Annotated in this window: 21 protein-coding genes and 1 pseudogene; 8 read left to right on the plus strand and 14 right to left on the minus strand. The window is 71.3% G+C overall.

Annotated features, from left to right (window positions below; translation table 11 throughout):
• The first annotated feature begins 272 nt into the window (after positions 1 to 272).
• The 3 genes from ABZU53_RS15260 to ABZU53_RS15270 all read left to right on the plus strand — a co-directional run bounded on the left by ABZU53_RS15260 (position 273) and on the right by ABZU53_RS15270 (position 4,506).
• A complete protein-coding gene (locus tag ABZU53_RS15260; protein ID WP_355066416.1) occupies positions 273 to 1,775 on the plus strand; it encodes an FAD-binding oxidoreductase in 1,503 nt (500 codons plus the stop codon).
• Between the two features lie 175 nt (positions 1,776 to 1,950).
• The gene (locus ABZU53_RS15265; protein WP_355066417.1) at positions 1,951 to 4,026 is read left to right on the plus strand and encodes a copper resistance protein CopC; all 2,076 of its coding nucleotides are present in this window, start codon (positions 1,951 to 1,953) and stop codon (positions 4,024 to 4,026) included.
• Positions 4,027 to 4,134: 108 nt separating this feature from the next.
• The gene (locus tag ABZU53_RS15270; RefSeq protein ID WP_354855751.1) at positions 4,135 to 4,506 is read left to right on the plus strand and encodes a metalloregulator ArsR/SmtB family transcription factor; all 372 of its coding nucleotides are present in this window, start codon (positions 4,135 to 4,137) and stop codon (positions 4,504 to 4,506) included.
• Between the two features lie 34 nt (positions 4,507 to 4,540).
• Here the strand turns inward: ABZU53_RS15270 and ABZU53_RS15275 are convergent, their stop codons facing one another.
• On the minus strand, positions 4,541 to 5,359 hold the full coding sequence (locus tag ABZU53_RS15275) for an SAM-dependent methyltransferase (RefSeq protein ID WP_355066418.1): 819 nt from the start codon (positions 5,357 to 5,359) through the stop codon (positions 4,541 to 4,543).
• 76 nt (positions 5,360 to 5,435) lie between these two features.
• Entirely contained in the window at positions 5,436 to 6,449 is a 1,014-nt protein-coding gene (locus ABZU53_RS15280) for a PaaX family transcriptional regulator C-terminal domain-containing protein (RefSeq protein WP_355066419.1), read from the minus strand.
• A gap of 282 nt (positions 6,450 to 6,731) precedes the next feature.
• Here ABZU53_RS15280 and ABZU53_RS15285 point away from each other — a divergent pair, with 282 nt between their 5' ends.
• Positions 6,732 to 8,057, plus strand: a complete 1,326-nt coding sequence (locus ABZU53_RS15285; RefSeq protein WP_355066420.1) for a PHB depolymerase family esterase — start codon at positions 6,732 to 6,734, stop codon at positions 8,055 to 8,057.
• 136 nt (positions 8,058 to 8,193) lie between these two features.
• Here ABZU53_RS15285 and ABZU53_RS15290 read toward each other — a convergent pair whose 3' ends face one another.
• On the minus strand, positions 8,194 to 8,808 hold the full coding sequence (locus ABZU53_RS15290) for a dihydrofolate reductase family protein (protein ID WP_354855461.1): 615 nt from the start codon (positions 8,806 to 8,808) through the stop codon (positions 8,194 to 8,196).
• Positions 8,809 to 8,961: 153 nt separating this feature from the next.
• Here ABZU53_RS15290 and ABZU53_RS15295 point away from each other — a divergent pair, with 153 nt between their 5' ends.
• Positions 8,962 to 9,672 carry a DNA alkylation repair protein gene (locus ABZU53_RS15295; protein ID WP_355066421.1) on the plus strand — a complete coding sequence of 237 codons (711 nt, stop codon included), beginning with the start codon at positions 8,962 to 8,964 and terminating at the stop codon, positions 9,670 to 9,672.
• 89 nt (positions 9,673 to 9,761) lie between these two features.
• Here the strand turns inward: ABZU53_RS15295 and katG are convergent, their stop codons facing one another.
• A complete protein-coding gene (gene katG / locus ABZU53_RS15300) occupies positions 9,762 to 12,038 on the minus strand; it encodes a catalase/peroxidase HPI (protein WP_355066422.1) in 2,277 nt (758 codons plus the stop codon).
• A 23-nt stretch (positions 12,039 to 12,061) separates the two neighbouring features.
• A complete protein-coding gene (locus tag ABZU53_RS15305) occupies positions 12,062 to 12,490 on the minus strand; it encodes a Fur family transcriptional regulator (RefSeq protein ID WP_354855464.1) in 429 nt (142 codons plus the stop codon).
• Between the two features lie 440 nt (positions 12,491 to 12,930).
• Here ABZU53_RS15305 and ABZU53_RS15310 point away from each other — a divergent pair, with 440 nt between their 5' ends.
• The gene (locus ABZU53_RS15310) at positions 12,931 to 13,971 is read left to right on the plus strand and encodes a glycoside hydrolase family 11 protein (RefSeq protein ID WP_355066423.1); all 1,041 of its coding nucleotides are present in this window, start codon (positions 12,931 to 12,933) and stop codon (positions 13,969 to 13,971) included.
• 100 nt (positions 13,972 to 14,071) lie between these two features.
• Here ABZU53_RS15310 and ABZU53_RS15315 read toward each other — a convergent pair whose 3' ends face one another.
• The 4 genes from ABZU53_RS15315 to ABZU53_RS15330 form a co-directional block, all read right to left on the minus strand.
• Positions 14,072 to 14,491: a VOC family protein gene (locus ABZU53_RS15315; protein ID WP_355066424.1), complete on the minus strand. Its 420-nt coding sequence runs from the start codon at positions 14,489 to 14,491 to the stop codon at positions 14,072 to 14,074.
• A gap of 88 nt (positions 14,492 to 14,579) precedes the next feature.
• Positions 14,580 to 16,319, minus strand: coding sequence for a multicopper oxidase family protein (locus ABZU53_RS15320; RefSeq protein WP_355066425.1), 1,740 nt, complete (start codon positions 16,317 to 16,319; stop codon positions 14,580 to 14,582).
• Positions 16,316 to 16,768: a DUF6220 domain-containing protein gene (locus ABZU53_RS15325; protein WP_355066426.1), complete on the minus strand. Its 453-nt coding sequence runs from the start codon at positions 16,766 to 16,768 to the stop codon at positions 16,316 to 16,318. Before ABZU53_RS15325 ends, ABZU53_RS15320 begins: the two co-directional genes overlap by 4 nt.
• Positions 16,769 to 16,777: 9 nt before the next feature.
• Positions 16,778 to 17,767, minus strand: a complete 990-nt coding sequence (locus ABZU53_RS15330; protein WP_355066427.1) for a carboxymuconolactone decarboxylase family protein — start codon at positions 17,765 to 17,767, stop codon at positions 16,778 to 16,780.
• A gap of 143 nt (positions 17,768 to 17,910) precedes the next feature.
• Between ABZU53_RS15330 and ABZU53_RS15335 the strand changes: the two genes are divergently transcribed.
• Both ABZU53_RS15335 and ABZU53_RS15340 read left to right on the plus strand, forming a co-directional pair.
• Positions 17,911 to 19,038, plus strand: coding sequence for a sensor histidine kinase (locus ABZU53_RS15335; protein ID WP_354855470.1), 1,128 nt, complete (start codon positions 17,911 to 17,913; stop codon positions 19,036 to 19,038).
• 25 nt (positions 19,039 to 19,063) lie between these two features.
• Positions 19,064 to 19,726: a response regulator transcription factor gene (locus ABZU53_RS15340; RefSeq protein WP_354855471.1), complete on the plus strand. Its 663-nt coding sequence runs from the start codon at positions 19,064 to 19,066 to the stop codon at positions 19,724 to 19,726.
• An 83-nt stretch (positions 19,727 to 19,809) separates the two neighbouring features.
• Here ABZU53_RS15340 and ABZU53_RS15345 read toward each other — a convergent pair whose 3' ends face one another.
• The 5 genes and pseudogenes from ABZU53_RS15345 to ABZU53_RS15365 form a co-directional block, all read right to left on the minus strand.
• Positions 19,810 to 22,806 (minus strand): glycoside hydrolase family 95 protein, encoded by a 2,997-nt coding sequence (locus ABZU53_RS15345; protein WP_355066428.1) that lies wholly within the window; start codon positions 22,804 to 22,806, stop codon positions 19,810 to 19,812.
• Positions 22,807 to 23,871: 1,065 nt separating this feature from the next.
• A complete protein-coding gene (locus ABZU53_RS15350) occupies positions 23,872 to 24,534 on the minus strand; it encodes a tetratricopeptide repeat protein (protein WP_355066429.1) in 663 nt (220 codons plus the stop codon).
• A 142-nt stretch (positions 24,535 to 24,676) separates the two neighbouring features.
• Complete coding sequence (locus ABZU53_RS15355) at positions 24,677 to 25,405, minus strand: GNAT family N-acetyltransferase (RefSeq protein WP_355066430.1); 729 nt, start codon at positions 25,403 to 25,405, stop codon at positions 24,677 to 24,679.
• 11 nt (positions 25,406 to 25,416) lie between these two features.
• Entirely contained in the window at positions 25,417 to 25,650 is a 234-nt protein-coding gene (locus ABZU53_RS15360) for a TMEM175 family protein (RefSeq protein ID WP_355066431.1), read from the minus strand.
• Between the two features lie 130 nt (positions 25,651 to 25,780).
• Positions 25,781 to 26,185: pseudogene (locus ABZU53_RS15365) on the minus strand (pectate lyase); the annotation flags it as partial.
• Positions 26,186 to 26,270 lie beyond the last annotated feature (85 nt).

The raw sequence follows: 26,270 nt of genomic DNA on the forward strand, positions 1-26,270 counted from the left end.
ACAGGATGGGCGCGTGACTTGACCCAGTCACACCGTAATGAGGATTTCCGCTGGCCGCCAGTGCACTCGTCCCCGCACGACTTGCACGCCGTGGCGTGACGGCCCAGCCGTGCGGGCCGCCCCAAGCCGGCCCACCCCGATCACTCGACTGGGTTTTCGGACAAAAAGGCTCATCTCCGAATAACTCTCCCGTAATACCGTGAGTTGCGTGCCACTGAACCAGAGTCGCTCTGGTCGATCGCTGGCGTAACCCACATCGAGAGGATCGGACCATGCGCGACCTACGTCGTCGCGAAGTACTCAAGGCGACGGCGGCCGTCGGCGCGGGGGCCGCGGTTTTCCCCGGCATCGTGGCCGCCGGCGCCCCGGGATTCGCGGCCGACGGCGGCCCGGGGCCGTCTTCCACCGCGGAGTATCCGCCGGCGGAGCTGACCGGCCGCATCGTCCGCCCTCAGGATCCCGGGTACGCGAACGCGAGCCTCGGCTGGGACGAGCTGTTCGTCCGCTACCCGCTGGTCATCGTCTTCGCGCAGAACACCCAGGACGTGGTCAACGCCCTGACCTGGGCGCGGCAGAACGACGTCGCGCTGCGGGTACGCAGCGGCCGGCACAGCCTTGAGGGCTGGTCGAACGTCGACAACGGCATCGTGATCGACGTGAGCGAGCTCAAGTCGACCCACATCGACTACGCGAGCCGCATCGCACGGGTGGGCGCCGGGCTCAACCAGCTGGAGGCGGTCACCGCGCTCGGCGAGCACGACCTCGCGGTGACGACCGGCACGGAGGGAAGCGTGGGCCTGTCCGGCGCGACCCTCGGCGGCGGTCTCGGGTTCCTCACCCGCTACCTCGGGATGGCCTGCGACAGCCTGATCGGGGCGGAGATCGTCGTCGCGTGGGGCACCAACGGCGCCAAGGCGATCGAGGTGGACCTGCACAACCACGAGGACCTGCTCTGGGCCCTGCGCGGCGCAGGCAACGGCAACTTCGGGATCGTCACCTCGCTCACCTACCGGGTGACGCCGCTGCGCAGCGTCGCCTACCTCCAGGCGACCTGGGACGGCCTCGGCGACCTGGAGGAGATCTTCGAGACCTGGCAGCGCGTCGCTCCGTTCACCGACTACCGCCTGGGGACCCAGGTCGAGATCCACAAGTCCGAGATCCTGCTGTTCGCGGTGCTCGCTGACGGTCCGGAGGCGGAGGCGCGGGAGCTGCTGGAGCCGATCCTCTCGATCGGCAATCCCGAGGTCACCGTACAGACCGGGGGCTGGGGCGAGATCTACACGGGCTTCCAGATCCCGACCGAGGACGAGCCCGCCAACTGGAAGTTCTTCTCGCAGTTCTCCAACAGGCCGTTCCCGAAGAAGGCGATCAGCGTGGTCCGCGCCTTCATGGAGGAGGCGCCCACGGACGACAGCAACTTCTTCCTCCAGGCGTTCGGTCGCGGGGCCCAGGCGCACGAACCCCGTGGCGGCTCCGCGTTCCCGCACCGCGACGCGCTCTTCTACTCCGAGCCGGGCACCGGCTGGGGCACCCGCGGGGAGCCGGACAGCGGCGAGGCCCTCACCCCGATCGCCCAGACCTGGATCGCGGAGTTCAGCCAGGCCCTGCGGCCGTACGTCGACGGCGCCTACGTCAACGTGCCGAACATCGGGATGGCGGAGTGGGAGTCGGCCTACTGGGGGTCCAACTTCTACCGACTGCGCAAGGTCAAGGCGAAGTACGACCCGCACAACGTCTTCCAGTACGAGCAGAGCATTCCACCCGCGACCTGCTGAAGCGACGGTCCCGGGCCACGCGTGGGCGTGGTCCGGGGCCGCGTCCGCTCGGCGACGGTCGTGGCTTCTCGCGGCGTCGGCCAGCCGGAGCGAGCGGAGCGGCGCCAACTTTTGCCTTCCGTGAAAAAAGATCAGCTCCTTGTGAAAAAAGCCTCACCCCGGTGAGGATATTCAGATGCGTCGTCTCCCCCAGAGTCTCGGCCGGCTGATCGCAAGCCTGCTCGCGCTCGCCCTCGCCACGGCGGTCACCCTCCTCGCGTCCGCTCAGCCCGCCGCAGCTCACGGGACGCTCGCGATGTCCACTCCCGAGAGCGGCGCCACGGTGCAGGGGCCGTTGACGTCGGTGGCGCTGTACTTCACGGAGAAGGTCGGCGCCAACGCGTACTTCACGGTCACCGCGCCGAACGGCGTTCGTGTCGACAACGGCTGGACGTACGGGGAGCCGAAGGCGCTGACCAAGCCGGTGCGGGAGTACTTCCTGGTCGACGGCCAGTTCCAGCCACGCGAGTACACGACGGGCTTTCCGGCGGTGGTGTCGGTCGCGCACCTTCCGGCGGCCGGCCAGTATTCGGTGAGCTACCTGTCGGTGGCCTCCGACGGTGACGCGGTGCGCGGCACGATGACGTTCCGCTACACCGGCCGGGCGACCACGGCGCCGCAGGGTTGGCAACCGCCGACCCAGCAGCCCGACCCCGCGCTTCTGGCCGCCATCGACCAGCACGCGTCCACGGGGCAGCAGCCGGTGGCCTCGGCGGCGCCCGCCGGATCGCCGAGCACAGCGCAGGCGGCTCCCGCCGTACCCTCGGATGGGCGAAGCGGCCCGGGCGCGCTGCTCTGGGTCGGCGGGGCGGTCGCGGTCCTGGCGGCGGTGGCGGGCTTCGTCGCGTGGCGTCGTCGCTCGTCGACGGCGGGTGGACCGCCTGGCCGGGCCCGCCCGTCGAAGGCTCCGACCGGCCGGGGTGGTCGCGTCGCACCCTCGGCACGCAAGCCCGTCGCCCGCAGGAGCGCGGCAACCGCGAGCAGGAGTGCGGCAAGCGTCGCCAAGAACGCGGCGACCGCCGGCACGAGCGCGGCGACCGCCGGCGGCGGTCGCGCGGCCGGTGGCCGACAGCGAAGTGCCGCCGTACCCGCGGCGAGCAGGAGCGGCGCGCTCGCCAGCGCGCGGAGTCCGGTCGTCGTTGAGTCCGCGCCGGCGGGACGGCCGGCGCCGTCCGCGCGGGCCCTGGCCACACCGGAGGACACGTCGCCCGCCGACCGGCCGCGGCCCGAGGCGCAGGACAGCAGCGTGGTAGGCGCGTCACGGCTGACCAACACCCACCTGGCGCTGCTCGTCGGCGGCTTGGTGGTGGCTCTGCTGGCCGGCTTCGGGCTCGCTCGCATCGGCACCGGCGACGCGTCGCCGGCCGGTGACGCGCGTCGGCCCGCGGCCGCCGGCGGAGTGCCGACCGGCTCCGGGGAGGCCCTGTCGGCCGGGAACGGGCACGACCACGCGCCCGGGACCGGGCCGCACTCCCATCCGGGGGACGTCAGCGCGGGTGAGACGCTGGCGACCGGGACGACGGTAAGCGCGGGCGGTTACACGTTGCAGCCCCTGGAGCGGACCCAGCCGCCCGGCGTACGCGCGGACTACCGGTTCCGGATCGTCGGGACCGACCGGCAGCCGGCGACGCGTTTCGCCGTCGTGCACGAGAAGCCGTTGCACCTGATCGTGGTGGGTCGCGACCTGGGCGGCTACCAGCACCTGCACCCGACGATGGCGCCCGACGGCACCTGGAGCGTCCCCCTGACACTGGCCCGGCCGGGCGGCTACCGCGTCTTCGCCGACTTCTCCGTCAGCGCCCCCGACGGTCGACAGGTGCCCCTCGTGCTGGGCGTCGACCACCACGTGCCGGGCGCGTACGCCCCGGCCGCGTTGCCACCGGCCCAGGCGCAGGCGACGGCCGGACCGTTCACGGTGTCGATGACCGGGACGCCCACCGCCGGGGTGACGGCGCCGGTGCGATTCCAGCTCACGCGCACCGACGCCGCCGGGCCGGTCCAGCCGCAGCGGTACCTCGGCGCGTACGGGCACCTGGTCGTCGTTCGCGAGGGTGACCTCGGGTACGTGCACGTCCACCCGGAGCAGGAGCTCGTCGACGGCGCGGTCGCGTTCTGGCTGACCGTCCCCAGCTCCGGCCGGTACCGGGCCTTCTTCGACTTCCAGGTCGACGGGAAGGTCCAGACCGCCGAGTACACGATCAGCCTGCCCTGACAGCTGGCCCACCCGGCCACGACACGCGTCGATGGTGTTGTGATGAGCACAGCATCGGCTCGGGGATTTGTCCGGTTCCGCCGCTTTGTTCCCCAGGTTGGTGGAACGATGGCTGTCGTGGGAACTGCCGATACTGCCATGCCTGCCATCTCGCCGCTTGCCGGTGAGCCGATCAAACGCGCGGATGCCGAGCGGCTCGCGGGGGTGCTGAAGGCGTTCGCCGATCCGGCCCGCCTGCGACTGCTCAGCCTGATCCAGGCCGCCCCGGAGGGCGAGGCCTCGGTCACCGACCTCACCGCGCCGCTCAACCTCTCTCAGCCGACCGTGAGCCATCACCTGCGGATTCTCACCGAGGCCGGTCTGATCGAGCGCGAGAAGCGCGGCGTCTGGGCGTATTACCGCATCGTGCCGTCGGCGATCGCGGCGATCGCCGACCTGTTGACGCCGCCCCGCAAACGGCCGACGAAGAAGACCCGCTGAGCGACCGCGGCACCGGCTTCGGTGGCGGTCGTCGTCACCGGACCCGGGCGACGGCGCCGTTGAACGACACGTCCTGCACGGACGGACGCGGCTGCGGCGCGTCGTCGGCGTGCCACCGCGCCACGGACACGACGCCGGGCTCGACGAGCTCCAGCCCGTCGAGAAGGGCCGCGAACTGCTCGGTCGTCCGGGCCTGGAACCGGCCGTCGCGGTTGTTGGCTTCGAGCTGAGCGATGGCGGCGGGCGGCAGGTATTCCCAGGTCACGTGCGAGGCGACCACGTAGCTGCCGGACGGCAGCGCCGCGATGAGCCGATCGAGGATGCCCTTGGGGTCCTCGTCGTCGCGGATGAAGTGCAGGATGGCCACCAACATCAGCGCGACGGGTTCGGTCAGGTCCAGTGTCGTGCGCAGGTCGGGATGGGCGAGGATCTTGTCCGGTTCCCGCAGGTCGGCGTCGAGGTAGGCCGTCCGCCCCTCGGGCGTGCTGGACAACAGCGCGCGGGCGTGGGCCAGGACGATCGGGTCGTTGTCGACGTAGACCACCCGTGCCGACGGTTCGATGGCCTGGGCGACCTCGTGGGTGTTGTCGGCGGTCGGGATGCCGGTCCCGATGTCCAGGAACTGCCGGACGCCGTGCTGCGCCAGGAAGCGCACCGTGCGTTGCAGGAACATCCGGTTCTCCACGGCGGCGAGCCGGATGGTGGGCATCGCGGCCGCGAGCGCGTCGCCGGACTCCCGGTCGGCGGCGAAGTTGTCCTTGCCACCCAACAGGTAGTTGTACCGACGGGCAGGGTGCGCGACGGAGGTGTCGATCCGGTCGGCCGCCGAAAGGTCTGCACCGCGTGACGTCATCCGGCCTCCCCAGCGCTGCGCGTTCTCCACAAGGTACACACCTCGTCGCCGGTGGGGAGACCCCGTCAGTTCCCGTTCAGGTCGCGCAGCTCTCGACCGTCGCCGATGCACCGCCCGGGTCCGGAGCCGGGTCCGCACGGAGTACTCCGGCGAGGAGGTCGGCGGTGGTGTGCGCCTGGATGCCGGGCTGCGTGCCGTCGACGAACCGCGCGACGACCGACCGGACGTGGCGCGCGGCGGGTTCGGCGAGGCCGTCGTAGACGGCTTCGAACAGCTCCCGGGCCGGCCGTCGGAGCCATCCCGCCGGCAGCAGGTCCAGCGGCAACCGGGGGTCGAGGGTGGGAAACCGGCGGAAGGTGTCCATGACCTCGGTACGCGCCCGCACCGCCGCCGCGCCGTCGACGGCTCCGGATCGCAGCATGGGCACCAGGGGCGTCCACCGTCGCAGGAACTCCTCGTAGTGCCGAGCGATCGCCTCGATGTCCCAGGCGTCGATGGGAGCGCGCTGGCCGATCACGTCGAGCGCCGCCTGTCGCCCGCGAAACACCGTGACGGCGCCGAGGGTGAACCGGGCGAGCTTCGCCCTGCCCTGCGCGCCCAGTTCGTACGGCGAGATCCACAGCCCGTCGTACAACGGCGCGAACCCGAGCCAGCGGAGCTGGCCACGCAGGGCCCGCCGCTGGGTGCTGTGATCCTGCGGCAGGGAGAAGGCGACGAGGGTCCAGCATCCGTCCCACGCCGTGACCTCGGTGGTGGCGGCCAGGATCCACCTGCCTCCGCTGGACAGGTTCGCGGCGGCGGCGCGGCTGATCCGGTAGGAGCTGCGCCGTCCCTCCCTGCTGCCCTCCAGCACACCCCGACGGGCCAGGCGGCTGATCGCGGCGCGGGCTCCGGCCGTGCTCACCCCGGCCTCGGCGAGCAGCGCGACGAGGGCGGCGGACGGGATCCGCGCGCGGTACCGCAGGGTGTAGTCGGCCAGCAGGGTCACCGCGAGATCCTGCGGCGAGCTGCCGGCCTGCCGCCGGGGCAGCCGCGGCGGGTCGTCCCCGTCGTCGGGATAGATCTCCTCGATGGTGAAGGGGCTTGCCACAGGCGCTCCCGGCTCGGCTCAGGGACGGTGCACCGACTGTAGACGGAGGGCCCGTGCCGCCGGGCCCGTCGCGGCGGGCACGACCACGCATGCAATTGAGGTACGTCGATTGACACTTCGGCGACCGCGAGGAACACTATCTGCTACGCGACGCCGCACGGAGCCGGGCACCGGGCAAGCACACGTAGTGGGCGAGGCGCGATCACCACGGGCAGTCGGGCGCACCCGTGACCGCCCCGCGACCACACGCAACCCGCACAGGTGATCGAAGGAGTCGTCCCCGTGAAAATCCGAAGGAAACTGCTGCTCGCCCTGGTCACGTCGCTGGCGGCGGCCGGCCTGGTGGCACCCGCGCTCCAGCCCGCGTACGCCGCGTCGCTCACCGAGGTGACCAGCTTCGGCGACAATCCGGGCCGGATGCGCATGCACGTCTACGTGCCCGACACCCGCCCGACCAGACCCGCGATCGTGGTCGCCATGCACGGCTGCGGAGGGTCGGGCCCCGGCTTCTACTCCGGCAGCGAATTCGCCGCCCAGGCCGACCGGTACGGGTTCATCGTGATCTACCCGACGGCCACCCAGCAGGCCGGTTTCGGCAACTGCTTCGACACCTGGTCGGATGCCGCCAAGCGCCGCGGCGGCGGCAGCGACCCCGTGTCGATCATCTCGATGATCCGCTACGCACAGCAGCAGTACGGCGGCGACCCCGACCGGGTGTACGCCACCGGCAGCTCGTCCGGCGGCATGATGACCAACCACATGCTGGCGTTGTACCCCGACGTGTTCAAGGCCGGCGCGGCGTTCATGGGGGTCCCCTACAACTGCTTCGCCAACGCGGCGGACTATCCGCCCGGGAGCAGCCAGTGCACCGGCGGGAACATGAACCGCACGCCGCAACAGTGGGGTGACGCGGTCCGGCAGGCCTACCCCGGCTACTCCGGCCCCCGCCCGCGCGTGCAGTTGTGGCACGGCACCAGCGACACCCTCGTGCCGTACTCGCTGCTGCAGGAGACCATCGAGCAGTGGACCAACGTGTTCGGGCTCAGCCAGACACCCACCTCGACCGACACGCCGCAGACCAACTGGAACCGGCGTCGGTACGCCGACGCGAGCGGGACCGTCCAGGTCGAGGCGTACAGCATCCAGGGCGCCGGGCACAGCCTGCCCGCCGGCGGCATGGCCGCTGCCGCCGTCGCCTTCTTCGGCCTGACCGCCCCGCCGAACCCGACCACGCCGCCGCCCAACCCGACCACGCCGCCGCCGAACCCCACCACGCCGCCGCCGAGTTCCGGCGCGTGCCGCGTGAGCGTGGCCATCAACGCCTGGAACACCGGCCTGACCGAGAACCTCACCATCACCAACACCGGCGCCAGCGCCGTCAACGGCTGGTCGCTCGTCTTCACCCTGCCCGGCGGGCAGAGCGTCACCTCGGGCTGGAACGCGACCTACTCCCCCGCGTCCGGCCAGGTGACGGCCCGGAATGTCGCCTACAACGCCAGCATCCCGCCGAGCGGATCGGTCACCATCGGCTTCCAGGCCACCCACACCGGCAACACCGCCCGACCGAGTTCGTTCACTCTCAACGGCGCGACCTGCACGATCGCCTGACCGCGGGCGATCCCCGACGTCCACCCGGGCCGAGCTGTCCGAGCCCGTACGAGATCGAGCCGGCCCCGTCGCGGCAAGCGACGGGGCCGGCTCGGACCAGGCGTCGGGCGGCCGGCGAGATGGGCGGCCGAGTCGCCTAGTTTCCCGCGGGCACCTGGTCCTTGACGTCGTCGTAGCCGACCGCGCCGGGCGCGTCGGTCGGCGCGTAGATCACGCGGAGCACGCCCGTCGGGAACACCTCGGTCGCCATCACCCGCAGGTGGTACGGCGTGTCGCCGTCGTCGAACAGCCTGCGGCCCTTGCGCGCCGCCACCGGGTGCACCAGCAGACGCAGCTCGTCGACCAGCCCGGCGGCGAGGAGCTGCTGCACCACGGAGATCGACCCGGGAATGAGGATGCCCTTGATCCCGGCGTCGGCCTTGAGCGCGGCGACGGCCGCCGGGAGATCGCCGTCGATGACCTCCGAGTTGCGCCAGGAGAATTCCAGCGGCTGGCGGGAGACGACCACCTTGCGCACGTCCCCGAGCTGCTTGGCGAACCCGGCGTCCTCGCCACCCGCCGCCTCCCGGTCGGGCCAGGCTCCGGCGAAGCTGTCGTAGGTCACCCGGCCGATGAGCAGCACGTCGGACGTGTCGTAGTCCTCGGTGACGGCGCGGCCCATGTTGTCGTCGAAGTACGGGAAGTGCCAGTCGGGGTCGATCTCGGCCACGCCGTCGGCCGAGATGAACAGCGTGGAGATGACCTTCGCCATCGCGGTGCTCCTTCACGTCAGGTGCTGTCGGCAGATAGACGGGCACAGCATCCCAAACTCGTCGGCCACCTACCGTCCCTCGAACCGCGCGCCGCCGACCGAATCCGCCGAGAACGGCGGAACCGTCGGATGCGGCCGGTAGGTTGCACGGACATGGCCACGCCCGCCGACGTCCGACGCGAACTCGCGAGCCTCGCCGACCCGGCCCGGGCGGCCGGATCGAGCCGGTTCCTCCAACTGGGCCCGGGCGGCTACGGCGAGGATGACCGGGCGATCGGGGTTTCCGTACCCGAACAGCGGCGGGTGGCCGCCCGGTACTGGCGCGAACTCTCCCTGACCAGCACGGCGGAGCTGCTGACCAGCGACGTGCACGAGGAGAGGTTGACGGCACTGTTCGTCCTGGTCCGCAAGTTCGCCCGGGGCGACGAGGAGGAACGGGGCCGCGTCGTCCGCCTCCTGCTGGACAACACCGACCACATCAACAACTGGGACCTGGTGGACTCGTCCGCCCCGTACATCCTCGGGCCGTGGCTGATCGACAAGGACCGGAGCGTCCTGGATCGCCTGGCCGCGTCGGACCTGGTGTGGGACCGGCGCATCGCCATCATGGCGACCTTCGCCTTCATCAGGATCGGTGACTTCGACTGGACGTTCCGCCTGGGTGAACGGCTCCTGCACGACCCGCACGACCTGGTCCGCAAGGCGGTGGGCTGGATGCTGCGCGAGGTGGGCAACCGCGACCGGGCGGCCGAGGAGGAGTTCCTGGCCCGGCATCACCGGGTCATGCCGCGCGTCATGCTGCGGTACGCGATCGAGAAGTTCGAGCCGCAGCGACGCAGAGAGTACCTGTCCGGGCTGGGCTGACGGGCCTTGCGTCTTCGGCGGCGGCAGGACGCGGGCGAGCCCCGGTCGATCGCTGACGGATCGGCCGGGGCTCGTCGGTGAGCGCAGGATCAGGCGAGATCGAACCGGTCGAGCTCCATGACCTTCGTCCAGGCCGCGACGAAGTCCTGCACGAACTTGTCGCGCGCGTCCTGGCTGGCGTAGACCTCGGCGAGGGCCCGCAGCTGGGAGTTGGAGCCGAAGATGAGGTCGACCGCGGTGGCGGTCCACTTCACCTCGTCGGTGGCCAGGTCCCGGATCTCGTACACGTGCTCGTCGGACTTCGACGCGCTCCACCGGGTGCCCGGGGAGAGCAGGTTGGCGAAGAAGTCGTTGGTGAGCACACCGGGCCGGTCGGTGAGGACGCCGTGCTGGCTGCCGCCGGTGTTGGCGCCGAGCGACCGCAGACCGCCGACGAGGACGGTCATCTCGGGCGCGGTCAGGTTCAGCATGTAGGCACGGTCGACGAGCAGCACCTCCGGCTGGGTCTTCTCACCCGGGCGCAGGTAGTTGCGGAACCCGTCGGCGCGCGGCTCCATGACCCGGAAGGACTCGACGTCGGTCTGCTCCTGGGTGGCGTCGGTGCGGCCCGGCCGGAACGGCACGGTCACCTCGACACCCGCGTCGCGCGCCGCCTTCTCGACCGCTGCCGAGCCGGCCAGCACGATCAGGTCGGCGAGCGAGATCCTCGCCCCACCGGCGGCGTTGAACTCCTGCTGGATGCCCTCCAGGGTGCTCAGTACCGACGCGAGCTGCTCGGGCTGGTTGACCTCCCAGTTGCGCTGCGGCTCGAGGCGGATCCGCGCGCCGTTGGCGCCACCGCGCTTGTCGGTGTACCGGAAGCTCGCGGCAGAGGCCCAGGCGGTGGAGACCAGCTGGTCGATGGTGAGACCAGAATCCAGAACCTTGGCCTTGAGGGCGGCGATGTCGGCGTCGCCCACCAGCTCGTGGTCAACGGCCGGCACCGGGTCCTGCCAGAGCTGCGGCTCGGCCACCCACGGCCCGAGGAAGCGCTCGATCGGGCCCATGTCGCGGTGCAGCAGCTTGTACCACGCCTTGGCGAAGGCCAGCGCGAACTGGTCGGGGTTCTCCAGGAAGCGGCGCGAGATCTTCTCGTACGCCGGGTCGACGCGCAGCGACAGGTCGGTCGTGAGCATCGTCGGCCGGTGCTTCTTCGACGGGTCGAAGGCGTCCGGGACGATCGCCTCGGCATCCTTGGCGACCCACTGCTTCGCGCCACCAGGGCTCGTGGTGAGCTCCCACTCGTAGCCGAAGAGGATCTCGAAGAACCGGTTGCTCCACCGCGTCGGCTGGTCGGTCCAGGTCACCTCGAGGCCGCTGGTGATCGTGTCACGGCCCTTGCCGCTGCCGTGGGTGCTCAGCCAGCCGAGGCCCTGCGCCTCCAGCGGGGCGCCCTCGGGCTCCGCGCCGACGTGGCCGTCGGCGACGCCGGCGCCGTGGGTCTTGCCGAAGGTGTGACCGCCGGCGATGAGGGCGACGGTCTCCTCGTCGTTCATCGCCATCCGGCGGAAGGTCTCGCGGATGAAGTGCGCCGCCGCCGCCGGGTCCGCGTTGCCGCGGGGGCCCTCCGGGTTGACGTAGATGAGACCCATCTCCGTCGAACCGACGCCGACCGCCATCTCCTTCTCGGAGGCGTACCGCTCGTCGCCGAGCCAGGTGTCCTCGGGGCCCCAGAAGATCTCCTCGGGCTCCCACACGTCCTCGCGACCGAAGCCGAAGCCGAAGGTCTTGAAGCCCATCGACTCCAGGGCCACGTTGCCGGCGAGCACCAGCAGGTCGGCCCAGGAGATCTTCTGGCCGTACTTCTGCTTGACCGGCCAGAGCAGCCGGCGGGCCTTGTCCAGGTTGGCGTTGTCCGGCCAGCTGTTGAGCGGCGCGAACCGCTGCCCACCGTCGCCGGCGCCGCCCCGACCGTCCTCGATGCGGTACGTGCCGGAGGCGTGCCAGCTCATCCGGATCATCAGGCCGCCGTAGTGGCCGAAGTCGGCCGGCCACCAGTCCTGCGAGGTGGTGAGGACCTCGACGATGTCGCGCTTGAGGGCCTCGACGTCGAGCTTGGCGAACTCCTTGGCGTAGCTGAAGTCCGCACCCAGCGGGTTGCCCTTCGACGAGTGGGCGTGCAACACCGAGAGGTCGAGCTGGTTGGGCCACCAGTCCCGGTTGGTGCGCGGACGACCACCGGTCTTCGGGGTCGGCGAGTCGATCGCCGGGTTCTCGCTCTCGCTGCCGTGCGCGGTCACCGAGTCGTGCGCGACCGGGCAGCCGGCCGCGGCCTTCTCGTCCACGCCCTGCGCGCTGATGGGGCCGTTGTCCTGGGTGTCGCTCATGTACTTCCTTCCGAACTGGCGGATCACTGGGAGGTGCGAGCGGCCGCGCAACCGGGGCAGGTGCCCCAGTAGACGACCTCCGCCTCGTCGACCACGAACCCGTGGTCATTGGAGGCGGTCAGACAGGGGGCGTGGCCGACGGCGCACTCGACGTCGGCGATGGCGCCGCAGGAGCGGCACACGACATGGTGGTGATTGTCCGCCACCCGGGACTCGTAGCGGGCGGTGGCGCCGGCAGGCTGGATCCGGCGTACCAGACCGGCGTCGGTGAGCACCCGCAGCACGTCGTACACGGCCTGGTGGGACACGGTGGGATGCTCCGCCCGCACCAGCGCGATCACCGCGTCGGTGCCGACGTGGGGGTGGTCGCGCAGGGCCGCGAGCACCGCCAGCCGGGGCCGGGTCACGCGCAGCGAGGCGGCTCGCAGTTGCGCCTCGAAGTCGGGCATCACCCGAGGAACACTAGCTCACTATTTTGGAACGGATCAAGTTTTAACCCATCCGGCACGCCGGAGTGGCGGTGCCCCCTCCCGGACCCACTTCCCGCACCTGGTGGTCAAGGTCCGGAAAGTCTTCGGAAATTTCGGCGGCTTCCGGCCGAAGTGAGGTCCGTCGGCGCCGACAGTCGTATGACGATACCGAACTCTGATTGACTACTGACCTGGCTCGACACGCGTCCCTCCCGCAGGGGGAGCCGAGAGCGATGTTGCCACGGCGTTTCCGGAAATTGTTGACAAGTCGACGACCGGGTTAATACGGTCCCCATCGACGACGCTCAATCACCGTCAGCACCAGCCACCACGGCCCACTCCTCCGGTCGTCGTGCAGGACGACCGGCCAACCACCACCACGCGGCACGACGCCGTGGCCGTTACGAGGAGGAACCACCCACATGACCGACACCAGCCACACCCCCACCAGGCCAGGGAGGCGCGGCCGAATCCGGTTGCTCCTGGGCGCCGCCTGCGCCGCCGTCCTGGCCGTCGCCGGCACGGTGACGGCGACCAACGCGTACGCCGAGGCCGACCGGACGCTCACCTCGAGCCTGACCGGCACGCACAACGGCTACTACTTCTCCTTCTGGAAGGACGGCGGCAACGCCAGCATGACGCTGCGCGCCGACGGCCGGTACTCCAGCAGTTGGGACCGCAGCACCAACAACTGGGTCGGCGGCAAGGGCTGGGCCACCGGCTCGCGGCGGACGGTCAGCTACTCGGCCAACTACAACCCGGGGAACAACAACACCTACCTCGCCCTGTACGGATGGACGCGCAACCCGCTCATCGAGTACTACGTGGTGGAGAACTTCGGCAGCTACAACCCGAGCAGCGGCGCCCAGCGGCTGGGCACGGTGACCACTGACGGCGGCACCTACGACATCCTGCGCAGCCAGCGGGTCAACGCCCCGTCGATCGACGGCAACCAGACGTTCTACCAGTACTGGAGCGTCCGTCAGAACAAGCGCTCGAGTGGCACCATCACCACCGCCAACCACTTCGACGCCTGGGCCCGCGCCGGCCTGAACCTCGGCACCAATCACAGCTACCAGATCATGGCCACCGAGGGCTACCAGAGCAGCGGCAGCTCCGACGTCACCGTCCAGGAGGGCGGCGGCGGCAACCCGACCTCCGGACCCACCTCCGGGCCCACCACCGGTAACCCGGGGACCGGCACCTGCAACGCGACGCTCTCCGCCGGTCAGCAGTGGGGCGACCGCTTCAATCTGAACGTCGCGGTCAGCGGCACCAGCAACTGGGTCGTCAGACTCGGACTCGGCGGCGGCCAGAGCATTCAGAACAGCTGGAACGCCTCCGTCAGCGGCACCAGCGGAACCGTCACCGCCAGGCCGAACGGCAACGGCAACAACTTCGGCATAACGATCATGGCCAACGGCAACTGGAACTGGCCGACGGTCAGCTGCGGAACCAGCTGATCACGACCGACTCCGCGCACCGACACCCGGCCCCGCCGCCACGCGACGGGGCCGGGTGCTGCGCCTGCCCGATCCGGCGGCCCGCGATGGGACTCCGCGGCTAGAGGCCCTGCCCGATCTCCACCAGATAGCCGTCGGGGTCGCGGAGGTAACAACGGATCTCCGTGCCGTGGTCCTTCGGCTCGGTGAGGAAATCCGCGCCGCGGGCCTTCCACTCGGTGTAGAGCGCGTGGATGTCCCGGACCCGGACATTCATCGCGCAGCTCAGGGTGTTGGAGTCGACCGGGGCCTTGGCCTGGACCGTCGGCTTGTCGTCCGTCGGGCCGCCCTCGACGTTGATGATGATGTAGCTGTTGAAGAACCTCATGATCAACGGGTTCGCGTCATGGACGCACGTCGCCCCGAACACCCGCTCGTAGTATTCCCGCGACCGATCGATGTCGCGGACGATGAGCAGCGTCGCCAGGAACATGCCGTCTTCGGGCTCGAAATAGTCGGGAGCCGGGTTGGCCAGGGTCATAGCCACCTCTTCGTCGCCTGCCTCCGCTGCACGGGCGGCGACGGGGTTCCCGCCAGGGTCGGGCCGAAACCGGGAACGGCGCGGGAGATCACGAGTACATCAGGTGCAGCGTCATCCCGGCGTCGGCGTGCCCCAGGTTGTGGCAGTGGTTGGCCCAGATCCCCGGGTTGTCGGCTCGGAACGCCACCTCCCACACCTCACCCGGCCGGACGTCGAACGAGTCCAGCCACAACGGACTTCCGATCGCCGCCTTCCGGGTGCGGGACAGCACGAGAACGTGGTGGCCGTGCAGATGCCACGGGTGCACGGTCTGCGACCGGTTGACGATCGTGAAGCGGACGACGTCGCCGCGGCGGACGACCTGCGGCGGGATGTCCGGATCGGCCGCGCCGTTCACGGTGTGGGCGTATCGCGGGAGCAGTCCGTGCAGGTCGAGACCACGGCCGAGGACGAGGGTGAACTTCCGGTCGAACCGGGCCCACGGCATCGGAGCCGGCACGCCGTAGGTGAGCGGGTCCAGGACGGGCCACCCGCCGGTCGCCGTCGACACCTCCCCGGTGGAGTAGACCACCCGTCCGTCGACGAACAGCGCCACCGGGGTGGCCGGCGCGGTGAACACCAGGTCGTAGCGGCCCCCGGCCGGGATCAGCATGGCGGTGTCCGCGAGCGGCGTCGGACCCCGCAGATCAGAGCCGTCGATCGCGGCGACCCGGAAGGCGGCCCCGGCCAGGGCGTACCGGTGCGTCGTGTTGTCGGTGTTGATCAGGCGCAGCCGCACCGGCACGCCGGCCTCGACCCGTTCCACTCGCGCCGGGGGCAGCGGACGACCCGCCAGGGTGTGCACCGGCACGGTGACGTCGAGGCCGGTCGTCGGCCCCGGGCGCACCACCAGGACGCCGTAGAGGCCCATCCGCACACCGACGTCGGACACCGCGTGGGTGTGGTACCAGTACGTCCCGGCCTGATCGGCACGGAACCGGTAGACGAACTCCTGGCCGGGCAGCACCGCTGCCTGCGTCACCCCGGGCACCCCGTCCTGGCTGTTCGGCACGTCGTACCCGTGCCAGTGCAGGGTGACGCCCCGCCCGATGTCCCGGTTGTGCAGCGTCACCTCCACGACGTCGCCGACGGTGGCGGTCAACTCCGGCCCGGGTACCTGCGCGTTGAACGCCCACGCCGCGACGTCGCGGCCGCCCACGTTCACCCTGGCCGTCCCGGCCGTCAGGGTGAACCGCCGAGTGGGTTCGTCGGTGGTCCGGATCTGCGAATAGCCATGATCATGCGGTACGGCGGGCGCGGCGTCCGGGGCGACGGCCAGCCCGGTTCCGGCCAGCAGGGCCGCGACCGTCACCACGGTGGCCGCCCGGGACACCGTCCGGGACGGGCGCGCGTCGAGGAAGCGCCACGAGACCGCCGCCGCCGTGCCGACCCCGGCGACCGCGAGCAGCCCCACCGAGGCCGACGCCGGATACCCGTGCAGGATCGTCACGAGCAGGGCGCCGCTCACGGCGTACCCGGCGAAGAGGAGCGGGACCGCGACGGACCGGAGGTCGCCCGCGGCCCGCAGCAGCCGCGGCCCGGCGACGACCACCGCGGCGAGCGACAGGGGCGCGGCGATGAGGACCTTCTCCGCGGCGAACCACCAGCCGGCGCGGGCGAGCGCGATCACCGTGAGCGCGCGGCCGAGCGTGGCGAGCAGCGCGACGGCGGCCAGCCCGAGTGCGAGCGGACGGCGCCGGGCGGCCGCCGCGGCGCCGCCACCCAACCATCCGGCGGCGGTGAGGACCGCGAGCACGAGGTCCGCCACGAGCAGCGAGCCGGTGGTCATGCCGGCTCCCCCTCCCGGACGGCCGCGCGGATGTCGCCCACCGGCGCCGGACCACCCAGCCTCCGCGCTGCCCGAAGGACGCCGACCACGACGTGCACCGCGACGATGCCGTTGAGCGCGTGCAACCCGCCGAGGGTCAGGCCGAACGCGGTGCTGACTCCGGCGGCGTCGGTGGAGGCGTTGGCGAGCATGGCGAGAAGCGCCTGCACGACGACGAGGCCGACCGGCAGGATCGCCAGTCCGACGAGTCGGCCCGGCGCCTTCGCCAGCGCGGCGAACAGGGCGGTGAGCAGGGTGAGGACGGGGATGACGGCCATGCCGTTGACACTGTGCAGGGCGTACGCGCCGTCGCCCCCGGGTTTCGTGAACGCGCCGACGGCGGCGAAGACGAACTGGACGGCGAACGCGATGAGCAGCAGGGCGGCGCTGACGACGAATGCCTTACGCATGGTGATCTCCTAGAGGTGCGCCGAGGCCAGGGCCTGGGCGACATGGTCGGTGGCCGTGATCGCCCCGTACGCGACCAGCCGGACGAGGTCGGCGTCGGCGGGGTGCGACAGCCGCCAGAGGGCGACGTCCCCCACGCTGATCGCGCTGGGCGCGAACGCCGCCAGCAACGCGATCCGGGTTCCGATACGGTCCCGGCCGGGCACGTCCCGGACCAGGTCGACGGCCCAGTCGGCGGGCCGGGCCGGGAACCGCCCGTCCTCCCAGCGCACGGTGGCCGTCACGGTCTGGCGGGCCACGTCGCCCAGCAGGTCCCCGCCCCGGGTGGCGGCGGTTCGCAACGACGCGTAGGCGACACCGACCGGGCTGTCCCCCGCCCACGCCGGCGGCGGCGTCGGACCCGCCTCGATGAGCGGGAGACTGCGACCGGGTTCCCTCGGCTCCCGGGCGGCCCTGGCGTACAACCGGCCCCCGACCGAACGCACCCGCGGGGAGCGTTGCAGGCCGCCGGGGAGCAGGTCGGGGTCGAGCAGCGCCGAGACGATCCGGTTGATGAAGTGGAAGGCGAGCAGCGTACCGGTGACCTCCGGGCGGTACGTGCTGCTCCAGTCGGCGGCGCGAGGGCTGCGGCTGGCCTGGGCCCAGCGGGCGAGTTCGGCGTGCCTCGGGTCGGGTGGCGTCCCGCCCCGGGCGACGACCTCGGCCAGAGCGTGCTCGCCCAGGGCGTGCAGCAGCAGCACGTGGGCGTCGACGCAGAACTGACAGCGGTTGGCCCGGGACACGGCCGCCGCGACGAGTTCGCGCTCGACCCGGGACGCGTCCCCGGCGAGCAGGGCCTCGCGCAGCAGCGACCAGGTCGCGGCCAGCACCTCCGGCACGGCCGAGAGCACCTGGAAGGTGGGCAGCGGCCCGAGGAAGTCCTCGCGCGACTGCTGGTAGACCTCCGCGGTGCGGCCGGTGGCCGCCTTCGTGGGGATGGGGGTGAAGAAGCGGTATGTCATGAGGTCGATGCTTGCCGTGGCGGGCTGGGAAAACGTCGTTCCGCCGCAGACACTTGCTCCGCCGCGATACCACCCCCGTGGTACGCCTGATCTACCGCACGCGCGGGATGCTTGACGGACGACGGCCGTTCTACAGTGCGACCATGCGCCGCGACCTGCCGTACGCCCTCAGTGGACTCGCCCTCGGCGGCCTGCTGCTCGGCAACGCCGCGCTCGCACCGGACGCCGCGACCGTCGGGGCCCTCGACGTCGCCCTGGTCCTCGCCATGGCGGCGGCCCTCGCGGTGTGCCGGCGGTACCCGGTGGTCGCGCTGGGCGTGGTGACCGCCGCCATGCTGGCCCTGCACATCCGGGTGCACTCCGGGGTGTCCGCCGCGTTCCCCGTGCTCGGCGTGGTCTACCTCGCCGCCTGGCGGGGTCGCCGGGCGGCCGCTGCCGTGGCCAGCCTCGCCTTCCTCGGTGGCTTCCTGGCCCGCGACGTCTCGGTGGCGCCGGCCGACCGCCCCAACCAGCTGATCGTCGAGCGGACGGCCCTGCTGCTGGGATGGTTCGTGGCGGCCAACGTCGCCGGGCTCGTCGGCCGGCAACGCCGGGCGTACCTGGAGCAGGTCGAACAGCGGGCCATCGAGGCCGAACGCACCCGCGAGGAGATGGCGTTGCGCCGTGCCGGGGAGGAGCGTCTGCGCATCGCCCGCGACCTGCACGACTCCCTGACCCACAGCATCTCGGTGATCAAGGTGCAGGCCGGGATCGCCGTGCATTTGGCCCGCAAGCACGGCGAGGAACCGTCGGCCACACTGCTGGCGATCCAGGAGGCCAGCGGCGCCGCGATGCGGGAACTACGCACCACCCTCGACATCCTGCGCGCCCCCGACGACGACCGCGTCGGGCTGGCCCGGGTGGACGAACTCGCCGAGCGGACCCGGGCGGTCGGCGTGCCGGTCCAGGTCACCGTCAGCGGCCGGCCCCGGAGCCTGCCCGACGAGGTCGACCAGGCCGGCTACCGGGTCGTCCAGGAGGCCCTGACCAATGTGGCCCGCCATGCCGGCCCCGCGACCGCGCACATTCACGTCGAGTACGCCCCGGCCGGGCTGACCGTCGCGGTCACCGACGACGGGCGGGCGTCGCCGGCGCGGCCCCCGACACCGGGGGTGGGACTGCGCGGTATGCGGGAACGGGTTACCGGACTGGGCGGCACCCTGCAAGCCGCCGCCCGCGACGACCACGGGTTCACGGTGCGGGCCACGTTCCCCCTCGACGAGCCGGCATGACCGGGCGACGGCGCGGGGAGCTGGCATGATCCGGGTCCTGCTCGCCGACGACCAGGCGCTGATGCGAGCCGGGTTCCGGGCGCTGTTGGAGGCCGAGGACGACCTGGAGGTCGTCGGCGAGGCCACCGACGGCACGTCGGCCGTGCACCTCGCGCGACGCCTGCGCCCGGACGTCGTGCTGATGGACGTGCAGATGCCGGGCCTCGACGGCATCGAGGCGACCCGGCGCATCGCCGCGGACCCCGACCTTGCCGCGATCCGGATTCTCATTCTCACCAACTACGGGCTCGACTCCTACGTCTTCGCCGCCCTGCGTGCGGGCGCCAGCGGTTTCCTGCTCAAGGACGCCGACCCCGCCGACCTGCTGCAGGCCGTCGCCGTCGTGGCGCGCGGCGATGCACTGCTCGCGCCGGCCGTCACCCGTACGCTGATCAGCGAGTTCGTGGCCGGCCCACCGCCAGCCGTGCCGGCGGCCGGCCGGGACGTGCTGACCGCCCGCGAACAGGAGATCGTCGAGCTCGTCGCCCGCGGGATGACCAACGACGAGATCGCCGTGCGGATGGTGATCAGTCCGTTGACCGCCAAGACACACGTGAACCGGGCGATGACCAAGCTGCACTGCCGTGACCGGGCCCAGCTGGTCGTGTGGGCGTACGAGTCGGGACTGATCACGCCGCGCCGCCGGTGACCGCGCTGCCCGCCGGCGGCCCGGCCGCGAGATCTCGCCACCTCCCCGACGTTCAGGCACCGGGGAGGTGGCGAGGCGAAAGGTCAGGACCCGATCGCGATGGCGAAGACGTGCATGGTCGGCACGTTCGCCGCGGCCCGTGCGCTGATGTTGGGCAACACGACCTGGGTCACCGCCTTGCTCTGCAACGCCACGCCCACGTAGTAGATGCAGGCCGCCGTGGCCTGGCGGGCGTTGTTGGGCCGGTTCTGGTAGGCCGACACAATGGCGGCGGTCGCCCCGGACTGCGGCCCGCCGTACCAGTCGGGCGTGCTCAACGTGAACGTCTGGCGGGTGCCGTCGGCGTACACCACGGTGCCTGTTCCCGACACGGCGCCGTAGGTGCCGGTCAGGAGGAAGCCGAGCGTGCTGCCGGTGCCGCTGACGCCGATGGTCTGGCCCGAGGCGATGGCGTTGTCGGCCGTACCGGGGCTGACGTTGGGCCAGCGGAAGGTCACTCCGTTGCGGCTCACCGTGCTGCCCGGGCTGGCGCCGGCCTGCGCCAGGGCCTGCGCGGAGAGACTGGCGCCGTTGCCGTCGAAGTTTGCGACGTTGGTGTTGCTGTCGTTGCTGATGCCGGCGTTGGTGAAGCTCTGCTCCAGCGTCGGCGTGGCGACACCCGTGCTGGTCACCCGGTAGGTGCGTCCCGCCTGCACGGTGACTTCGATCAGGTCGGATTCGACGCGGGTGACCCGGGGCGACGTCCCGTCGGCGGTGTCGACGACGCTGACGGTGCCGGTCAGGAACCGCGACCGCAGGCGGACGGTGCCGGCACGGTCCGGACCGACGAGCACCTCGGTGGCCGCGCCGCTCGCCCACGTGATGCCGACCGTGTGCCCACCGCGGCCCCGCAGGCCGGTCACCCGTCCGCTGGGCCAGGCCGGCGGCAGCGCGGGCAGGATGTGCAGCTCACCGATGTGGCTCTGGAGCAGCATCTCGGCGATGCCGGCGGTGGCGCCGAAGTTGCCGTCGATCTGGAACGGCGGGTGCAGGTCGAACATGTTGGGCGCGAGCCGGGCGGTGGTGGCGAGGTAGCGGATCAGGTCGTGGGCCCGCTTGCCCTCCTCCATCCGCGCCCAGAAGTTGATTTTCCAGGCCAGCGACCAGCCCGTGCCGTCGTCACCGCGCAACGCCAGCGTACGGCGGGCGGCCTCGAACAACTGCGGGGTGCCGCGCTTGGTGATCTGGTTGCTGGGGGCCAGCCCGTACAGGTGCGAGATGTGCCGGTGGTTGGGCTCGGTCTCCACCCAGTCGTAGAGCCACTCCATGATGTTGCCCCGCGAGCCGATCTTCATCGGCGCGAGCCGGTCCCGGGTGGCGCGGACCTGGGCCCGGAAGGTGCTGTCCACGTTGAGGATCTCGCTCGCGCGGGCGCACGCGTCGAACAGGTCACGCAGGATCTGGTTGTCCATGGTGGGGCCGGCGCAGACGCTGGCGTTCGCGTGGTGGCTGAGCTCCGGCGAGTTCGAGGGGTTGGTCACCAGATAGCCGAGGGTCGGCTCGGTCACCAGCGTGTCGAGGAAGAACTGTGCGGCACCCTTCATGGCCGGGTAGTTCGTACGCAGGAACTCGACGTCACCGTTGAACTGGTAGTGGTCCCAGATCAGCGTGGACAGCCAGGCGCCGCCGGTCTGCCACATGCCCCAGAACGCGCCGTCCACGACGGCGGTGGCCCGCCACGCGTCGGTGTTGTGGTGGGTGACCCAGCCGCCCGCGCCGTACTGCACCTGGGCGGTGCGGGCGCCGGCCACCGACAGGTCGCGGACCATGTCGAACACCGGGTTGTGGCACTCGGCCAGGTTGGTCGTGTTGGCCGGCCAGTAGTTCATCGGCAGGTTGGCGTTGATCGTGTACTTCGAGTCCCACGAGGGGGTCAGCGAGTCGTTCCAGATGCCCTGGAGGTTCGCCGGCTGGGTGCCGGGTCGCGACGACGAGATCAGCAGGTACCTGCCGAACTGGAACAGCAGCGCGGAGAACTGCGGGTCGTTGACGCTGTTGTGCTGGGCGATGCGGACGTCGGTCGTCTGGTCGGCGGCGGAGGTGCGGCCCAGGTCGATGGTGACCCGCCCGAACAGCGCCTGGTAGTCGGCGACGTGCCGGCTGCGCAGCTGGTCGTAGCTGTAGGCGCGCGCCGCGCTGAGGCGCTGTCGCGCGATGCCCCCGTAGTCGCCACCGACGTTGCGGTAGTTGACGTAGCTGGAGCCGATCGAGATGAGCAAGGTCACGCTTGTCGCGTTGGTGACCCGCAGGGTGCCGCCGGAGCTGGACACGGTGCCCCCGGTGACGGTGGCGTTGGCCAGGGCGAGGAAACGGACCTGCCCGGTGACGCCCTCCTGACTGCCGGAGACGCCGTCGAGGCCGATCGTGGCGCCGTCCGGGCTGGACACCGTCGTGCGCTGAGGGCTGTCGAACGTGGCGGTGAAGCTGATCGAATTGGTGCGGTCGGCGGTCAGTCGCATCGCGATGACCTGGTCCGGCGCGCTGGCGAAGACCTCACGCTGATAACGGATGCCACCCAGGACGTACGACGTCGTGGCGGTGGCGGTCGTCAGGTCGAGCGTGCGGTTGTGCTGGGACGCTCCGCTGGCGGATCCGAAGGCGAGCCGGAGGTTGCCGACGGTCTGGTAGGCCAACTGCCCGCCGGGGTTGCCCATCATGGTCTGGTTGATGAGGTCCTGGGCCTGCGTCCACTGGTTCGCGTTGACCAGTCGCCGGATCTCCGGCAGCGCGGCCGCGCCTCTGGTGTTGCTGGGGTCGTGCGGGCCGCCGGCCCACACCGTGTCCTCGTTGAGCTGAAGTCGCTCGGTGTCGACGTTGCCGAACACCATCGCGCCGAGCCGGCCGTTGCCGATCGGCAGGGCCCGCAGCCAGTCGGTGCCGGCACCCTCGTCGTACCAGAGGGCGAGGTCGTTGGCCGCCAGCACCTGCGGCGGCGCGACGGCGTCGGCTTGGGCGGTCGCCGTCCAGGGCAGCGGCAGCAGGGCACCGCCCGCGCCGGCTGCGCCGATCTTGAGGGCTTGGCGCCGGGTCAGGTCTGACATCGATCCTCCAAACGGTGACCGATCCGGCCACCCCAAGCGCGACAACGCCGAAGCCCGATAGCGGATCCGCGCGGTGGCACCGACCTGACCTCGCTGCGCAGGCCGTTGGCAGACCCTCAGACGACGAAACGTCTGATGTGTTTCGGGAAGATTACTCCGGCGTCACGCAATAGGCAACGGTCGATAGCTGGAAGGATCGTGGGCGGCGACCCGACCCTTATCAGGAGAGATCGGACTCGCCCGGAGCGGTGGCGGGGGCCGGCGGCCACGGTGGACACCTGCACCACCGACCAACCTCGCCAATACATCTGACGATTCTTGTCGGTGCGCCGGTGGAGGCGGACACGCAGCAACACCGCCGCGCTGGCCTCGGTGGACGGTGGGGCGGGCCGACGTCAGGTCGCCGTCGACGCGCCCCGGCAGCCGGGTCGTGATCGCGTGCGGGCAGCGCCGTCGGCGATCACCGCGCCACGTCCTGCGCCGGCGGCGGGTGCGGTGTTCCCGGCATCAGCCGGGTGCCGCCCTCGTCGCTCTGCGCACCCGAGCAGGGCGACGAGGGCGAGGAGGATGACGCTGCGCGGCAAGCTCGTCGTCGACGCGATGAACTACTGGTGGGAGGTGGACGGCATCCGCGACGACCTGACCGACCCGCGCACCTCGTCCAGTGAGATCGTCCAGGCGTTCCTGGCCGACGCGCGGGTCGTCAAGGCGTTCAACCACATGGGCTACCACGATCTTGAGGACGAGGCGCGGCCGGCGGGCACGGCCGGCCGCAAGGCCATCGCGATCGCCGGTGACGACGAGGCCGGCCTCGCCACGGTCGCGTCCCTTGTGGACGATCTCGGCTTCGACCCGGTCGTCGCCGGCCCCCTCGCCGAGGGGGTACGACTCGAGCCGGGCAGCGAGTTGTTCGGCGCCAACGTGAGCGCCGACGAGGTGGGCGCGATGCTCGACCGCTTCCCGGGTCGGAGCGCGGCCAGGCCGTCGCCGCCGCGCGGGCCCGTGCGGGCGACGATCACGATGCCCAGTCGGCTCCCGAGCCGCCGGCCTGACCGCCAGTACCTCTCAGTGGTCGTCGTCGAACGCCGTACGGGGATCGAGGTGCCCACCCCGCTCCTGCGCGGCGGCGTAAGCGGCGGGGCCGAGCGCCTCGATCGCGGCGTCTCGCACGGCGGCGAGGTCGGCCGCGTCGTCCGGGTCCGGCACCTGGCCGAGCGCCGCGAACGCCGCGTCCGCGAGACCGACCATGAGCGCCGCTCGCGGGTGGTCGCCCTCGGCGGACGCGAGCGCCGCGCCCGCCACGCAGACGTACGGCACGAACTCGTCCCAGCCGTGCCGGAACACCCGGGTACGGCTGAGCGTGAACAGCCTCCTCGCCTCGGCGAGGTTGCCGAGACCCAGCTCGCAGAAGGCCAGGTTGTGCGTCTCGGAGTTGACGGTCTCCGGCCGACCCAGCGTCTCGTTCAGCGCGATGCTCTCCCGGTACAGATCCCGCGCCCGCGTCAGATCGCCGGCCATCCGCGCCACCGCGGCCAGCACGTGTCTCGGCCGCTCCTCCAACGCGCGATCGCCGGAGCGCACCGCGACGTCGATTGCCTCCCGCGCCCGCGCCTCCCCGAGCGTCAGGTCGCCGCCACGAATCGCCACCCGCGCGAGGCTGTACCGGGCCTCCACCTTGCCGGCCGCGTCGCCGACGGCCCGAGCCCGCTCGATCTCGGCCGTACTCATCCGCACCACCGCGTCGGTCTCCCCACGCCGAAAGGCCGAGCGGACATCGTCACTGAAGCTCACGGTTGAGGTCCCCTCGTGTCTCGTGCACGGGCGCGTCGACGCGTCGACGCGCCGCGGCCCCGACCGTCTCGGCGCGTGGTCACGCATGGAAGGCGGTCCAATTCTCCAGGAGGCGGAAGCCCATCGACTCGTACAGTGGCCGGCCGAGCGCGCTGGTCTGCAGGTACGCCGCGTCCGCACCGGCCGCGACACCCTCGCGCAGCACCTTCTCGGTGATCGCGCGACCCAGGCCACGACCGCGCGCGCCCGGGACGACAGCGATGTTGAAGACGCCGACCACACCTCGGGTCCGCATCCCGAGACCCGTGCCGAGGTGCTCGCCGGCCTCCTCGTACAGGTAGCCGTCGATCCGCTCGGCGTCGAGAACCGCGCCGCCCATCAGCGACCCGAACAGACCGTCCCCGTGGCGGAGACCCTGGCTCGTGGCGCCGTGGAAGATGATCATCACGACCACACCGATCAGGCCGAGCAGTGGGGTCACCAACCAACCGAGCACCCCGGTCAGGCCATAGAGCACCAGGCCGACGATCGGGCGGGCCTCCTGCACCCGGACCTGCTCCTGGTCGACGGAGTCGGCACGCAACTCCGGATGGCGGCGCACATAGGCGAAGAGCACCCACCAGGGCGCCGACATCAGTGCTGCGGCGAACGCGTACAGGACGACCGCCACGCGCAGATCGTCGGTGTTGCCGTCGGCCAGCGCCGACGCCAGGACGGCGGTGGGAAACGGAATGATCACCACGCCGAAGAGGATGCCGAGGTTGATCGAGCTGAAGGCGGCAGTGGTGCCCCGGACCAACTGGAGCACGGCGTGATGATTCAGCCAGAGAACACCGACATAGATGAACGACACGACGAGGCCAGATAGGCCAGCCCCTCCCCGAGGAGCCCCTCGGCCAGCCCACCCTCGTGGAACTCCGGGACCCGCAGATCCAGCACCAGCAGGGTGATGACGATGGCGAACACGCCGTCGCTGAATGCCGCCAGGCGACCCGCGTCGGTCACCCCGGGACCGCCGCCGCTCGCCTGCGTCCCCTCTCGACCAGCGGACATCGCCGTACGCTAACAGTCGTTCAACGGCCACCGAGCGTGATTGCCGGGGGCCGGCGTGATCCGGCCCGCGTCCTTCGTGGACCACGACGGTGGCGGGAGCGGCCGGCCGCCACCCCCGCCCATCCGCTGGCTAGCTGGCGTACGTCTCGAACTCGCCGACCCGCGGCGTACCGCTCGAGCTGGTGATCCTAAAGGTGATCTTGCTCAGCGCCGTCGCGGTGAAGGTGATCGCGCCGGCGCCACTGCCGGAGGCCAGGACGGCGCCGGTGTCGTGGTTGACGAGCTGCCAGGAGCCGATGGAGCCCTGGGTCCCGGAGGGCTCCCGAATGACCACCCGGGACACCCGGGTGGCGGATCCCCACTTGATCGAGATGGAGCCGGTCGATCCGGCCGGCGACCAGTAGGTGCTGATGTCGCCGTCGCGCACGTTGCCGTAACTGGTCCCGCTGGCCTTGCTGGAACCGTCGGCCCCGGCCCCCAGACTGAGGTTGGTCCCGCTCGTCGGCGGCGGCGTGGTCGGCGGCGCGGTGGTCGGCGGCGCGGCCGTGTCGTACTACGTCCGTGCCCGCGACGGCGCCGGCAACCTCTCCGGCAACAGCAACACCGTGACCCGGACCGGC

Source organism: Micromonospora sp. NPDC005194, assembly GCF_040608335.1.
Taxonomy (GTDB): domain Bacteria; phylum Actinomycetota; class Actinomycetes; order Mycobacteriales; family Micromonosporaceae; genus Micromonospora.